The following is a 14,347-nucleotide window of genomic DNA, read 5'->3' on the forward strand; positions in this document are numbered from 1 at the left end:
TGTGCAAGATTTCTCTTTCCAGCTTTCTTCTATAACCTCTTTATAGAATACCTCATTTTGTGATTTGAGTAAACATTTGATATTGTTCTAAAATCAGATTATAATGATTACTTATCATAATTTGGTCACGTTTCAGGAAATCACAAAGTATTTCCATTTTTTTGCACATTTGGTGTGCATCAGTTGTTAATCATATTAGCGGGAGGTGAAAAAGTGGCAAACAGGGGAAAACTTTCTAATTTAACTGCCGGCGAAGTAGAAGCGATCATCCTGAATTCCTATGATGACATCTACAAATATTGCTATTGGAAGATAAAAGATTGCGCAGAGGCCGAGGATTTGACGCAGGAAACATTTTTACGGTTCGTGCAGGCACTTTCCGACTATAAAGAACAGGGAAAGCCCAAAGCTTTGCTGTACACCATAGCAAGAAATTTATGCCTGAACTGGTACAAACAGAGGAAACCTCTTGCATTATCAGAAGCTCCGGATATAGTACCTACAGAGGCAGACACGGAGCATCTGGAAAACCAGATCGTTTTGGAACAATGTATTCAATTGCTGCCACCGGATCAGCAAGAGATACTCCTGCTTCGCTATGGGCAGGAACTGCAGGTGAATGAAATTGCAGAAGTGATGGGGATGAGCCGTTTTGCGGTGATGTACCGTATACGGAATGCGCTTGATGCACTAAACAAAGAATTAAGAAAAGGAGGCGTTTTCATTTGAAAAAAGATATATCGAAAAATAGATTAGAACATACGCTGCGAAACTATTATTCCACCCCGGTAAAATCGCCTTCCCCTGAACGCATGCAACAGACTCTGTCTCAGGCAAGGCGACAAATGCTGAAGCTGGAGGATTTCCATGCGGAGATTTCCTTTTGGACTTTTTTTCTGGAGCAGCTGCATTTTATAAAAAAAGGGGTCTGGTTCAAACAATTTCTCGTCGTTTTGTTATTCGGACTTTATTTATTTCACAATTCCAATATGACAAATACCATCGGCACACTTTCCGCACTGCTGCCGCTGTGCTTCCTGGCCGGGACACGGGAACTGTCGCGCGCTTTTGTGAATCGCACAGTTGAAATGGAGCTATCCACAAAATTTACCCTACAGCAGGTTCTCCTATCGAAAATCACCCTGCTCGGACTATCTGATGTGCTGGTGCTGACCTTGACCAGCATAACGACATCGCTTTATCTGTCCGCCAATTTGCTTCACACCTTTATGTACTTTGGCGTACCGCTTCTCCTCACTTCCTTTGGCTGCCTGTGTATCCTGAATCACACCTGTTCAAAGGACTGTAACTATTACTGCTGGGCGTGGGGCGCTGCCATGATTTTCATCACATTTTGCCTGCCTCTGCGATTCCCTGCCTTATACGAGGCAGCCCTGATCTGGTGTTGGTGTCTGTTATTTACCTTCGCACTCTTCGGAGTGCTGCTGGAATGCCGGTCGCTGATCAAAAATTGCCCCGAAAATATCTTTAAAAACCTTACCTACGAATATCAGGAGGAGCTGAAATGGAACTTACACTGAATAGACTGACTAAAAAATATGGAACAAATGTGGCCGTCGATCAGATACAGGCCACATTTTCCCCCGGCGTATATGGCCTGCTTGGCGCAAATGGCGCGGGGAAAACGACACTTATGCGGATGATCTGCGATGTACTTTCGCCGACGGATGGTGAAATCCTGCTGAACGGGAAAAATATAAATACTTTACGCGAGAATTACCGCAAGGTTCTGGGGTATCTTCCTCAGAATTTCGGATATTACCCCGACTACACGGCTCAGGAATTTATGTATTATATCGCAGTGCTGAAAGGACTTCCCCGGATGCAGGCAAAAAAGCAGACCCGGCAGCTATTAGAGATTGTGTCACTCACTTCTGTGGCAAATAAAAAGATCAAGACCTTCTCCGGAGGAATGAAACAGCGCCTCGGGATTGCCCAGGCGGTATTAGGAAGTCCCCGGATTCTGATACTTGACGAACCCACAGCTGGATTGGACCCCAAAGAGAGAGTCCGGTTCCGCAATCTAATCTCTGATTTTGCCCGAAATAAAATCGTGATTCTGTCAACCCACATTGTATCAGATGTGGAATATATCGCCGACCATATTTTACTGATGAAGCATGGCAGACTGATCATGTCAAAACCCGCAAAGGACAGCGCCCGCGAGATGGACGGCAAGGTATGGGAATGCAGTATTTCACAGGAAAAAATCGACGAATGGAGTTCCCGGTACTGCATCGCAAATCTCCATCACACGGATAATAACAGGATTCTTGTACGCCTAATCAGCGAACACCGACCATCGCCAAATGCCGTCCCCGCAGAACCGACGCTGGAAGATTTATATTTATACCATTTCCAAAACAACCACGCCTAAAATGAAAGAGGTAAAAATATGTACGAATTAATCAAACTGGAACTTAAAAAACTTTGCCGGAAAAGACTTACCATCCTCGTCACCTCCGGCTGCTTCCTGGCAACCGCATTTTTCTTTTTCCTGCCGTTCCTACAGTTCAAAGCCTGGGACGAGACCGGAACCGAACTTACCGGTACCAAAGCACTCTCCTACAAACAGAGCTGTTTCGAGAAACTCTCAGGAACACTCACGGATACACGTATTGAAAAAGACATAAAAGAATATCAGACAATTTATAGCACTCCCGGCAATCTGACCACAGAACGCGGCGGAGAAATTTCCTTTAAAGATGAAATCTTCTACGGTTATCTGACCCCCAGGAGCAATTACCTGAACATGCTCGGAAATACCTATATACATAACCATATGGGACACCTGAACATTCCTGCTATCTCACCGGAAGAGGCCAAAAGTTTTTACCAGACACGAAACAAAAATGTTAATTTATTCCTTGAAACCAATCCTTCTCTTTCCAATGCGGAAAAGAAATACTGGAAAAACAAAAATGCAACAATCACCGAGCCCTACGAATACGGCTACCCTCTGGGCTGGTCCACCTTCGGCGACACCGCCCAAATGCTGGTTCTATGCATGCTGGGAATCTGCATCGCCATAGCCCCCACATTTTCAAACGAATACCAGTCCGGAGCCGACGCCGTAATCCTCTCGACCAGATACGGAAAAAATAAACTGATCCACGCCAAAATTATTTCCGCCCTCCTGTTCGGAACCGTCGTCTACGCCATAAACGCCGCCACAGCCCTCGCCATCCCCCTGATCACCGTCGGCACCCAAGGCGGAAATCTACCCTTACAGATCATGGACAGCTATTGCCCCTACCCCCTCACCTTCTCCCAGGCCACCCTGATCCTGATTGGCACGGGCTACCTCATCATGCTGGGCCTGCTTTCCATAACCCTCCTGTGTTCCTCCCGGCTCAGATCCTCCTTCACCGTCCTGCTCATCGACATCATCCTCATATTTTTACCCGTATTTCTCAGCCCCGGAACCAACAACCTATGGCGCCACATTTGCTCCCTGCTCCCCTACCAGGCAAACTCCGGCCTAGCCGAATTCAAAGAATACCTCTCCTACCAATTCGGCCCCCTGATCCTCACCCGCTTCGAAGCCACCGCCCTATTATACCTAACGCTAACCCTCCTCACCCTCCCCCTGGCCCACAGAAATTTCAAAAAACACCAGGTACAATAATAGAAAAGCCCCCTGCGCCGCGCCTCTATCAACCACCCGAAAACCACCAACAACAAACCACCAAAAAACACTCAAACAACGACTTCCACAAACCAACACCACATCTTCCCCCAGCGACACTCACAAAGGCCTTTGAAGAAAGCCAGCTGCCATGCTGTGATATTGTGCTGCGGGACCGTAAAAAACGACGGCACTTAGATGGCAGGAGTCGCCCATCAAGGCGACAACCTGGCATCTTAGTACCGCTTCGTTTTTTTCCGAGCGAGAGCGAGTCCCGCAACACAATATCACAGCATGGCAGCGTATGTCTTCAACCTTACCTTACCCAACTTCCCCTCTAACACACTCAAGCGCCACTGCCACCACATGATGCATATCAAAATACTTGTACATCCCAAGGCGTCCGCCAAATATCACATTCTTCTCCTTCTTTGCCAACTCCTGATATTTCGCATAAAGCGCATTGTTCTTCTCATCATTCATCGGATAATACGGCTCGTCCCCCTTCTTCCAGGTAGCCGGATATTCCCTCGTGATCACCGTCTTCGGATTTACTTCCCCGCTCTGACAGCCAAATTCAAAATGTTTATGTTCAATAATTCTGGTATATGGCACTTCATACTCCGTATAATTCACGACTGCATTGCCCTGATAATTCTCCTGATCCAATTCCTCCGTCTCAAACCGAAGACTCCTGTACTCCAGTTCACCATAACAATAATTAAAATATTCATCAATCATACCGGTAAACACGATTTTCTCCGCCTGCGCAGTAAGTTTTTCCCTATGCTCAAAGAAATCTGTATTCAGGCGGACCTCGATACCCTCCAGCATCTTCTCTACAATCTGCGTGTAACCACCGATCGGAATTCCCTGATACTTGTCGTTAAAATAATTATTATCATACACAAACCGTACCGGGAGACGCTTGATGATAAAGGACGGAAGCTCTGTCGCTCTTCTTCCCCACTGCTTCTCCGTATATCCTTTCACCAGTTTTTCGTAAATATCGCGTCCAACCAGAGAAATTGCCTGCTCCTCCAGATTCTTCGGCTCCGTGATCCCTGCCTCCCTGATCTGCTCTGCAATCTTTTCCTTTGCTTCCTCAGGCGTTACTATGCCCCACATCCGGCTAAATGTGTTCATATTGAACGGCATATTATACAGCTCGTCTTTGTAGCGCGCGACCGGCGCGTTCGTATACCGGTTGAACTCCGCGAACTGCTGTACATAATCCCATACTTCCTTATTACTGGTATGGAAAATGTGCGCTCCATATTGATGTACCTGAATTCCATCTACCTCTTTTGTGTAAATATTTCCTGCAACATGGTCACGTTTATCAATGACCAGCACCTGCTTTCCCGCTTTTTTCGCTTCATGTGCAAATATTGCTCCGAATAATCCTGCTCCGACTACCAGATAATCATACATGTTCATTTTCCTCCTATATAAACTTACGGCATTTACCTGCTTCTCTTGCATAGTATAACAAATTTCTTGTGTGATTGCTATCTTAAACTGTGAATTCGATTCCTTCTATCGAATCAATAATCTGTTTCATAATGGCAGGCTGCAAATAATTAGGATTCAGCTTTTTCTTATTATATCTCAGGTAACTTTCCCCGGAAACCTGTACCAAAAGTTCTGTAAAATACTGCTCCCAACTAAAATATTTTTCACTTTCTACATATTCTGCCGTATTATCAAGAATCTTCTTAATCTCTGAATTTCTTAAAATCCCAGACTTCAGTAACAGCCATTCAAATGATTCCGGCAGGTATAAATGCAAGAATTGATTCCTCTTCACAAACCTTTCTATTCGATTCATCTGCGAACCGAAGGCTGCTCCGTCTGCGACGATTAAAGTAGGCTGATTTACTTTTCTCTCACATAGGATTTGAAAAATATTAGATTTCCCCTTTGCAGAAATACAAGTCACATTTTCTGAAACGGCAGAAAAAAATTCGTATCCTGAGTTACTATCCTCTATAATCATGTCATTGGGCCGAAGTGGGTAAACTTCTTGTTTGTCAAAATCATAGATGCGATAAAACTGATGATACACTGGTGTCAGACCACCATATTTACCCGAACTTCTAATCCCATAAATCTCATCTACACTAATCGGCAACATTTCTAGATTTTCTCTGGTTACGATTACATAATAATTACTGGTTTTTTTGATTGCCTCTGCAAACTCCAAAGATTTTACAAAACGATTTCCCTCATCAATAAACACAATGGTCTGGTCTGCCTCTGCCAATTGTTCCTTCCACAAATTCCCGGTCAGGACACGACATGCTACATCGCAGGACAAATTCACCCCGCTATCCATACCATTAATCAAATATTCCTGAATCATTTCTACCAAAGTGGTTTTTCCAGTGGCACTATCCCCTTTTAAAACAGTAATGTTTCTTTTTATATCAAATTCATATTTAAGACTTTCGTTTTGCACTATAATATGATGGATTCCGCGCATCTCTTACACATACCTCCCCGCAATTACCGCCAATTCGTCCATATTATGAACAACTGCATCTGTATTGACTACATAGATTTCAAACTCATCTTCTCCAAAATCCATAATATGCCTCAAATTGACCGTAACATCTTTTTCACTTCCCAATTTCAACAACCATTTGGCACAATTATCGCCGCAATTAGATGCATTAAACATCATATCCGGAACATTATCAATCAGAATCAGTGTCTTTACTCCGCCAGACAAACTAGTTGGCGGAATGATTCCCATAACCGGACTGTTGATTGCCCCACTTCCGAGTACTTCTGAAGAATCTATATCATGAATCATAGCAACCGCTTTCGGGCTAACAATCCATTCTTTTTTATACCTGTTTTTAAAATATACCGATGTATTATATATGACATCCTGGGCATCACCAAAATAAACTCTTAACATAGTTATCTTAAATCTCCTTTTACTTGCATGAACTGTTCGGTCTCATTTTTACCCGATTTCCCTTCCAGTATAACATACCGAAAGCTTTTCCTCCATCTGTTCTTTCCAAAGATGTACATATTAATATACATTCCGAAATTTTTCTTGCATTTGGAATACACTAATGCTATGATGTCAAGATAGTCGTCCGCCAGACCTTCATTCTGGCCTGCCCAGCAGCCGGATCCGGAAGGTTGCACATTTTCATGTCGACAAAAACTTTGACTATATTAACGCAGGAAAGGAGCACCCCATGGATACCCAGCTATTAATGACAACCGCTATGCTCGCCGGGAAACTCATGCTTTTAAGTGGAGCTGAGACCTACCGGGTGGAAGATACCATACACCATATTCTGGGGACAGCGGAAAATCTGGAATACGCGGAGGTCCTCGTGATCATGACCGGAATCAGCGCCACGCTGAAAATAAAGGACGAACCCGCTATTTCCCTAATCAAGCGCGTGAACAGCATCGGCACGAACTTAAGCCGAATAGTATCTGTAAATGACATTTCCAGACGTTACTGCGGTGGAGAGATTTCTTTGGAAGACGCCTACACGGAGCTGGATTCCCTGCAAAAAAAAGTTTACCGCCGTTCCCAGTACAGTCTGGCCGTGGTAGGAATCTGCGTCGGCTTCTCCCTTCTGTTCGGCGGAAGCATTTGCGAGATCATTGCCTCCTTTGCCGTGGGCGCTTTTCTGGCAATCTGTATCGCGGCCGGAAAACTACTGAAATTCCACGCCTTCCTGCTGGATATATTTGCCGCTATCGGCGTCGCATTTGCCACGATCATCATGAAATTTATATTCGGCCGGCACATGAGCATGGACGTCGTGATGATTTCGTGCATCATGCCCCTGGTGCCGGGAGTTGCCATCACCAATGCGGTGCGCGATACCCTTCAGGGGGATTACCTCTCAGGGGCTGCCCGGCTTTTGGAAGCCTTTCTGAAAGCGGCCGGCATTGCACTGGGCATCGGTATCGGCCTGGCCCTGTTCAGCGGATTCATTTTAAACGGAGGTGCTATGTCATAATGATCATCAAATTCATTGCCGGAGTGATCGGTGCATTTATCGCCATCTACTCCTTCGCCGTATATATTGAAGTACCAAAAAATTATTTACTGCGCGCAGGGCTTGTCGGCGGCATCGGCGGATTTACCTACCTTTTGAGCATGGAGTTTCAACTGGGAGACGTAGGCGCCTCCTTCCTTTCCGCTCTGGTCGCCGCAATCGTCGCCCACATCTTCGCCCGGCTTTTTAAAGCGCCCGTGACCCTGTTCCTGATTCCCGGAATCCTTCCTACAGTACCGGGCGCAGGTATGTATCGGACCGTATACTACGTGATTACAGGAAATGAAACACTGGCCGGTTACTACCTGATTCAGACCCTTGAGATCGCCGGAGGAATTGCTCTTGCCATCTTCGTCGTGGACAGCTTATTCCGGGCACTGCAAAAAGGTGACTGGAAGCAGAATTCCCTGACATATATCAAGGGGAAATCTGATACACCTAAGCAATAAATTTTGCAAAAGAAGGGCTTAAGATTCTTCCGTGAATCCCAAGCCCTTCTCCAATTTTTCTCATTTATTCCTTTCGATTCTGCTCCGCAATCCGTTCCGCCAGATCATTCAAGTAGACCCATCGCTCCATCTTCTCTTCCAGAAGTTTTTCCGCATCCGCCTTTTCCTCAAGCAGCTCCTTCAGCTTCACAGAATTGGTAGCGTTCTTCATCATATCTGCATCTAAACTCTCCAGCTTTTCCTCAAGGGCGGCGATATCGTCATCTATGGTCTCAAATTCCCTCTGCTCCTTGAATGAAAACTTTAATTTTGCAGGTCTGTTCTGCTTCCATTCCTTTGCGCCGGATTTTGCCGCATCGTCCTTGCCTCCCACATTCCTGTCAGAACCCGCATTCCCCTTTTGTGCAACATTTCCACCTCCAGAAGAAATGTTTTGCTTTCTGTTTTCGCTTAAATCTTGTCTTTCTCTGTTTTTAACTTCCAGATACTCCGTGTAGCCGCCCTCGTACTGGCGGACATCTCCCATCCCATCAAGCTCCAGGATCCGGTCTGCGATATTATCCAGGAAATAGCGGTCGTGAGATACCGTGATCACGATCCCGGAAAAGGAATTCAGGTAATCCTCCAATATCGTCACCGTCGGAATATCCAGATTATTTCCCGCCTCGTCAAGAATCAGTACGTTACTGTTCTGACACAGGACTCCCAGAAGATATAGTCGCCTCTTCTCTCCGCCCGACAGCTTCCCGATCGGGGCATACTGCATCTCCGGCGTAAAGAGGAAACGTTCCAGCATCTGCGAAGCACTGATCCTTCCTTCTTTTGTCGTAATATATTCCCCGATCTCCTTGACATAGTCAATCACATTCTGCCGGTCGTCCATGTGCTGCTCTTCCTGCGCAAAATATCCGATTCTGACCGTCTCGCCAGACTCAATTTCCCCTGTATCCGGCGCTATGATGCCTGCGATCATTTTCACAAGCGTCGATTTCCCACAGCCATTGGGGCCGATGATCCCTACCTTCTGATTCTTCAGGAAAATATAGCTGTAATCTGTTACAATCTTCTTATCCCCAAACGCCTTGCTCACATGTGAAAGCTCTATGGTCTTCTTTCCCATTCTGGTCTCTATGGAATCCAGCTCCACCGTCTGATCACGCACCGGGGCTGCGCCATTTTTAAGTGCCTCCAGCCTTTCCAGACGCGCCTTCTGCTTGGTGCTTCTCGCCCGGCAGCCGCGTTTTGCCCACTCTACCTCCATGCGCAGAATACTCTGGCGTTTTCTTTCCGATGCCAGCTCCATTTCCTCCCGCTCCGCCTTCAGCTCCAGGAAACGGGAGTAATTCGCTTCATAGCTATAAATGCTTCCATGGCTGATTTCCAGAATCTTATTCGTCACCTGATCCAGGAAATAACGGTCATGTGTGACCATAATGATCGTTCCCCTGTACTCCCGCAGATATCCCTCCAGCCAGGAAATCATAGCCGCATCCAGATGATTCGTGGGCTCATCTAACAAAAGTACGTCGAATTCCGACGCCAACACCTTCGCCAGAGCCACCTTACGCCTCTGGCCGCCGGATAAATGCTCGATCTGCGTATCGTACTCCAGAATCCCGAGCTGGCTTAGATTGCTGTATACCTTCCACTGGGTCTCGCCCTCCTGCGCATAGGAGGCTATGGTCGCATGAGGCGGAAATACAGGATTTTGCGGAAGATATGCAATCTTCAGGTTATTCTGCCGCACGATCTGCCCCTGGTCCGGCACCTCACCTCCTGCGATCATCTTAAGCAACGTGGTTTTTCCCGTACCATTGATCCCGATGATTCCGATCTTATCACCCTCCTGAATTCCCACTGAGGCATCTTCAAAAATCGTCTTCTCGCCAAATATTTTACTGATATGTTCTATATTAATGATGTTCATCAGAAGCGCTCCTTTCTTCTCAATCCTTTACTTTATACTGATCCATTTATATTGCCAAATAACATTCTCACTCTTATAAGCGTTGACTTATTTGCCGGGAAATGCTATATTATAAGCAGATAAAGGGGAGACCGGAAGCGGCTCACCTTGGTTAACAACTTACATATGTTTTAAGTCGTCACTATGGCAGTAGTGGCGGCTACTTTTTATCCTTGAAAATCTTATAACAAAGACCTACAAGGGCTACAATGAAGATACCAATCTGAATTAATTCAGTGTATGTAACGTACATTGGAAACCCTCCTTTCTTTCGTACCCATAGGGCATGATATCTGGAGGGTAAGACCCTCCGAATACGGAAGGTGAGCCGCCTCGCTCTGGTTTCCCCACACAAAATATACCACATTCTTCTTTCATAATCAACGAGAAGTTGGCAGCCGAGATGAAGGTCCACAAGGCGTTCACCCAGGCATGCCCGGACATCGAGATAAACCTCCACCAGACGTTCCCTTAGACTTGCCTGGCAATCAAAAGAAGGAACTGCATCTTAGAACAGTTCCTCCCCTTTCCTATTCAAATCCTGCTCCCGGTCGGCTATTACGAAAACCGTGCGAACGGGTTCTCATATTTTGCAATGCCTCCCAGACGGTCCTCAATCCTGAGAAGCTGGTTGTATTTTGCCACCCTCTCGGACCGGCAGGGCGCTCCGGTCTTGATCTGCCCTGTGTTAAACGCCACGGCCAGATCGGCAATAATGGAATCCTCCGTCTCGCCGGAGCGGTGGGAAATAATCGCACTATATCCCGCGCTCTTTGCCATCTCTATGGCGTCGAAGGCCTCCGTCAATGTTCCAATCTGGTTCACCTTGATCAGAATAGCATTTGCGATCTCCTTGATAATTCCGGCATTCAAACGCTTGACGTTCGTCACGAACAGATCATCTCCCACAAGCTGTACCTGAAGCCCCATACGTGTCGTGATCAGCTCCCAGCCTTCCCAGTCCTCCTCGTCCAGCGCGTCCTCAATAGACATGATCGGGAATTCTTCAATCAGTTCTTCATAGTAATCAATCATTTCCTCGGTAGAACGCACCACGCGGTGGCCATGCATTTTCCCTTCTCCCTCAAATACATATTCTCCGGTCTCCTTATTGTACAACTCACTCGCCGCCGCATCTAACGCGATCACGACCTGCTCCTTCGGTTTGTAGCTGGCTTTTTCGATTGCCCGCACGATGAAGCGCAGGGCTTCCTTTGCGTCCGGCAGATCCGGTGCAAAACCGCCCTCGTCGCCTACCGCAGTCTGATACCCGCTGTCGGCAAGCAGGGAACGAAGCGCTTTGTAGATCTCCGCGCACATCTGCAGCCCCTGTTCAAAGCAGCAGGCTCCCACCGGCATGATCATAAATTCCTGGATATCAATGGTGTTATCGGCGTGGCGTCCTCCATTTAAAATGTTCATCATCGGAACCGGCATCTGCTTGGCGTTCACACCGCCCAGATACTGGTACAAAGGAAGATGAACCGCCTTTGCCGCAGCCCTCGCCGCAGCCATGGACACTCCCAACATAGCGTTGGCCCCCAGATTGATCTTGTTGTCGGTTCCGTCAAGCTTCACCAGCAGGTGATCGATCTTTGCCTGTTCAAATACATTCATTCCGATGATTTCCCTGGCAATGCGGTCATTTACATGCTCCACCGCTTTTTTCACTCCAAGTCCCTGATACCTGTGCTGCCCGTCGCGCAGCTCGATCGCCTCATATTTTCCTGTCGAGGCCCCCGAAGGCACCGCCGCCCTTCCCAGGTGCTTTTCCCCCGCGAGCACCTCCACCTCTACCGTCGGATTCCCTCTGGAATCCAGAATTTCTCTTGCGTATATGTCCGTGATCGGCAAATATTTATACATGATGATGTTCCTCCTTTTTCCTACTGCGTTTCCAAACTAATCGCCTCCAAATCAGCCTTATTCTCTGCTTTTGGGTGAAGTGATTACCTTTGAAAAATAAATTAGTTACTATTTTAGTATGTCCCGGGAATTTAATATCATGCCGCTGTCATAATTTACCGCTGCTGCCTGATTCTTTCATCTGAGCTTTCATAACTTTACTATCCGGCCTGCTTGCCAGCCAGCTGTTTTTCCTGCTATTCGATCATTTTCTTTTAAAATATACCCTCTTTTTACAATGTATTTTTGTATCATCGTATACATTAAAAACTTGCTCTCAAACGGTTGACTTTCCTTTTCCCCCGCGTTACAATGCGTGTAGAAATGAGGCTAAACATCAGTATTTATCTGTTATGATATCCTTCATTTTTAAATAAAGGAAACTGGGGAGTATACAAATGAAATCCAAATTAAACAACTTTCTTGTAATGACGGGTGCCACTTTGATTATGTCTGTTGGTGTCTATTTTTTTAAGTTTACAAACAATTTTACGTTTGGCGGTATCACCGGTCTTGCCGTACTCGTTGCACATACCGAACTGCTTTCCGCCTCTGACTTTTCCTTCGTTGCCAACATGGCATTACTCGCGATTGGCGGCCTTTTGCTAGGCAAGACTTTCATTGCCAAAACCGCCTACTGCAGTATTTTGCTATCTATTTCGCTTTCCGTATTAGAACGCTTGTGGCCGATGACTCAGCCGTTCACGGACCAGCCTATGATGGAACTCCTATTTGCCATCGTCCTTCCGGCATTTGGCTCTGCGGTACTTTTCAATATTGGCGCTTCCAGTGGCGGAACGGATATCATAGCCATGATCTTTAAGAAATACACCAGTGTCAATATCGGATACGCATTGATTCTTTCCGATGTTGCCGTCACGATTGCAGGTTTCTTTATCTTTGACATCAAGACCGGACTTTATTCCTGCTGCGGACTTGCGCTTCGTTCTCTCATGGTGGACAACTTCATCGAGAGTTTGAACCTGTCCAAGTACTTTAACGTGGTATGTTCGAATCCGGAACCGATCTGTGACTTCATCGTTCATAAACTGGGGCGAGGCGCCACCGTGTGCGATGCACATGGCGCATTCTCCGGCGCCGAGAAACACATTATTTTTACGGCTCTGAACCGCCATCAGGCGATCCGGCTTCGTAACTTTATCAAGACAGAAGACCCCAGTGCATTCATCCTGATTTCAAACACCAGTGAGATCATTGGAAAGGGCTTCCACAGTGTTTAGTTCTCAAATCCAATTTTCACAAAACAGGGCGATATGCCCTGTTTTTGTTTCATAGGAAAGAGTATCTTATGAAACATAACCAATTCTTTTCATATTTCTTATTTTCTTATTCCACAAAATGTGCTATTATATGAGTAAGAACTTCGGTGGGGGAAACTATTCCTAGTATTTATAGACAAAGAGGGCTAAGTAATGGATCATACAAAACAAAGCGTTCCCTCCGCCGCTCATCTAACGGCTCTGGAGACGCAATGGCTGAACGCGGTCAGTCCGGAAGATTTTGTACAAAATAATAAAGCTTTTAATATGCTAATGATGAAATACCGCTGTGCGATTCGGGAAATTCAGACCAAGCTCGAAGTTCTGAATGATGAATTTTCCGTGACCAATCAGCGAAACCCTATTTCTTCTATCAAGACACGTATTAAGACTCCTGCCAGCATCTACGAAAAACTCAAGCGCAAGAACTTTCCTTTTACGGAGGAAAGCATCATTAAGAACTTAGATGATGTGGCAGGAATCCGCATGATTTGTCCATTTATCAGTGATATTTACACGATGGCAGATCTGATCGGTTCCCAGGACGACCTTACCGTCCTGAAAGTAAAGGATTATATCCAGAATCCTAAAGAGAATGGTTACCGCAGCTATCACATGATCATAGAAGTGCCGGTATTCTTTTCAGAGGGAAAGACACAGATGAAAGCAGAGCTGCAGATTCGTACCATCGGAATGGATTTCTGGGCAAGCCTTGACCACCAGCTCCATTATAAGAAGGACTACGGAGATCAGGATATCTCGTCCATTGAACGGGAACTGCGCCGCTGCGCAGAGACAGTTAACATCACAGATCGGCATATGGAAGAAATCAAAGCAATTATAGGTACATTTACGAACAGCGAGCCGGACTTACAATAACAGTGCCGAGATGAACGTCCACTGGACGTTCACTTAGGCATGCTTGGCAGCCGAGATGAACGTCTACTGGACGTTCACTTAGGCATGCTTGACAGCCGAGATGAACGTCTACCGGACGTTCACTTAGGCATGCTTGGCAGCCGAGATGAACGTCTACCGGACGTTCACTTAGGCATGCT

At 46.1% G+C, this 14,347-nt stretch carries 14 protein-coding genes; 8 read left to right on the top strand and 6 right to left on the bottom strand.

Annotated features, from left to right (window positions below):
• The first annotated feature begins 213 nt into the window (after nucleotides 1–213).
• Genes ABXS75_16930 through ABXS75_16945 form a run of 4 tightly spaced genes read left to right on the top strand, consistent with a single transcriptional unit; the run spans nucleotide 214 to nucleotide 3,649 of the window.
• Entirely contained in the window at nucleotides 214–729 is a 516-nt protein-coding gene (locus ABXS75_16930; protein ID XCP84712.1) for an RNA polymerase sigma factor, read from the top strand.
• The gene (locus ABXS75_16935) at nucleotides 726–1,541 is read left to right on the top strand and encodes a hypothetical protein (protein ID XCP84713.1); all 816 of its coding nucleotides are present in this window, start codon (nucleotides 726–728) and stop codon (nucleotides 1,539–1,541) included. Before ABXS75_16930 ends, ABXS75_16935 begins: the two co-directional genes overlap by 4 nt.
• The gene (locus ABXS75_16940) at nucleotides 1,526–2,398 is read left to right on the top strand and encodes an ABC transporter ATP-binding protein (protein ID XCP84714.1); all 873 of its coding nucleotides are present in this window, start codon (nucleotides 1,526–1,528) and stop codon (nucleotides 2,396–2,398) included. The genes ABXS75_16935 and ABXS75_16940 overlap by 16 nt, the downstream gene beginning before the upstream one ends.
• Nucleotides 2,399–2,416: 18 nt before the next feature.
• Nucleotides 2,417–3,649 (top strand): ABC transporter permease subunit, encoded by a 1,233-nt coding sequence (locus ABXS75_16945; GenBank protein XCP84715.1) that lies wholly within the window; start codon nucleotides 2,417–2,419, stop codon nucleotides 3,647–3,649.
• 321 nt (nucleotides 3,650–3,970) lie between these two features.
• On the opposite strand, the gene glf is transcribed toward ABXS75_16945, so the two are convergent.
• From glf to ABXS75_16960, 3 genes are all read right to left on the bottom strand, one after another.
• Entirely contained in the window at nucleotides 3,971–5,083 is a 1,113-nt protein-coding gene (gene glf / locus ABXS75_16950; GenBank protein ID XCP84716.1) for a UDP-galactopyranose mutase, read from the bottom strand.
• A gap of 82 nt (nucleotides 5,084–5,165) precedes the next feature.
• Nucleotides 5,166–6,134 (bottom strand): translation initiation factor 2, encoded by a 969-nt coding sequence (locus ABXS75_16955; protein XCP84717.1) that lies wholly within the window; start codon nucleotides 6,132–6,134, stop codon nucleotides 5,166–5,168.
• Nucleotides 6,135–6,137: 3 nt separating this feature from the next.
• Nucleotides 6,138–6,575 (bottom strand): DUF4869 domain-containing protein, encoded by a 438-nt coding sequence (locus ABXS75_16960; GenBank protein ID XCP84718.1) that lies wholly within the window; start codon nucleotides 6,573–6,575, stop codon nucleotides 6,138–6,140.
• A gap of 292 nt (nucleotides 6,576–6,867) precedes the next feature.
• Here ABXS75_16960 and ABXS75_16965 point away from each other — a divergent pair, with 292 nt between their 5' ends.
• Both ABXS75_16965 and ABXS75_16970 read left to right on the top strand, forming a co-directional pair.
• Nucleotides 6,868–7,650, top strand: a complete 783-nt coding sequence (locus tag ABXS75_16965; GenBank protein ID XCP84719.1) for a threonine/serine exporter family protein — start codon at nucleotides 6,868–6,870, stop codon at nucleotides 7,648–7,650.
• The gene (locus tag ABXS75_16970; GenBank protein XCP84720.1) at nucleotides 7,650–8,138 is read left to right on the top strand and encodes a threonine/serine exporter family protein; all 489 of its coding nucleotides are present in this window, start codon (nucleotides 7,650–7,652) and stop codon (nucleotides 8,136–8,138) included. Before ABXS75_16965 ends, ABXS75_16970 begins: the two co-directional genes overlap by 1 nt.
• 64 nt (nucleotides 8,139–8,202) lie before the next feature.
• On the opposite strand, the gene ABXS75_16975 is transcribed toward ABXS75_16970, so the two are convergent.
• The 3 genes from ABXS75_16975 to eno all read right to left on the bottom strand — a co-directional run bounded on the left by ABXS75_16975 (nucleotide 8,203) and on the right by eno (nucleotide 11,970).
• Nucleotides 8,203–10,065 (bottom strand): ABC-F family ATP-binding cassette domain-containing protein, encoded by a 1,863-nt coding sequence (locus tag ABXS75_16975; GenBank protein ID XCP84721.1) that lies wholly within the window; start codon nucleotides 10,063–10,065, stop codon nucleotides 8,203–8,205.
• Nucleotides 10,066–10,264: 199 nt separating this feature from the next.
• Nucleotides 10,265–10,357 carry a putative holin-like toxin gene (locus tag ABXS75_16980; GenBank protein XCP84722.1) on the bottom strand — a complete coding sequence of 31 codons (93 nt, stop codon included), beginning with the start codon at nucleotides 10,355–10,357 and terminating at the stop codon, nucleotides 10,265–10,267.
• A 305-nt stretch (nucleotides 10,358–10,662) separates the two neighbouring features.
• On the bottom strand, nucleotides 10,663–11,970 hold the full coding sequence (eno, locus tag ABXS75_16985; protein XCP84723.1) for a phosphopyruvate hydratase: 1,308 nt from the start codon (nucleotides 11,968–11,970) through the stop codon (nucleotides 10,663–10,665).
• A 437-nt stretch (nucleotides 11,971–12,407) separates the two neighbouring features.
• Between eno and ABXS75_16990 the strand changes: the two genes are divergently transcribed.
• The gene (locus ABXS75_16990) at nucleotides 12,408–13,250 is read left to right on the top strand and encodes a YitT family protein (GenBank protein XCP84724.1); all 843 of its coding nucleotides are present in this window, start codon (nucleotides 12,408–12,410) and stop codon (nucleotides 13,248–13,250) included.
• 192 nt (nucleotides 13,251–13,442) lie between these two features.
• Nucleotides 13,443–14,168 (top strand): GTP pyrophosphokinase family protein, encoded by a 726-nt coding sequence (locus tag ABXS75_16995; GenBank protein ID XCP84725.1) that lies wholly within the window; start codon nucleotides 13,443–13,445, stop codon nucleotides 14,166–14,168.
• Nucleotides 14,169–14,347 lie beyond the last annotated feature (179 nt).

Source organism: Roseburia hominis (assembly GCA_040702975.1).
Lineage (GTDB): Bacteria > Bacillota > Clostridia > Lachnospirales > Lachnospiraceae > Allocoprococcus > Allocoprococcus hominis_A.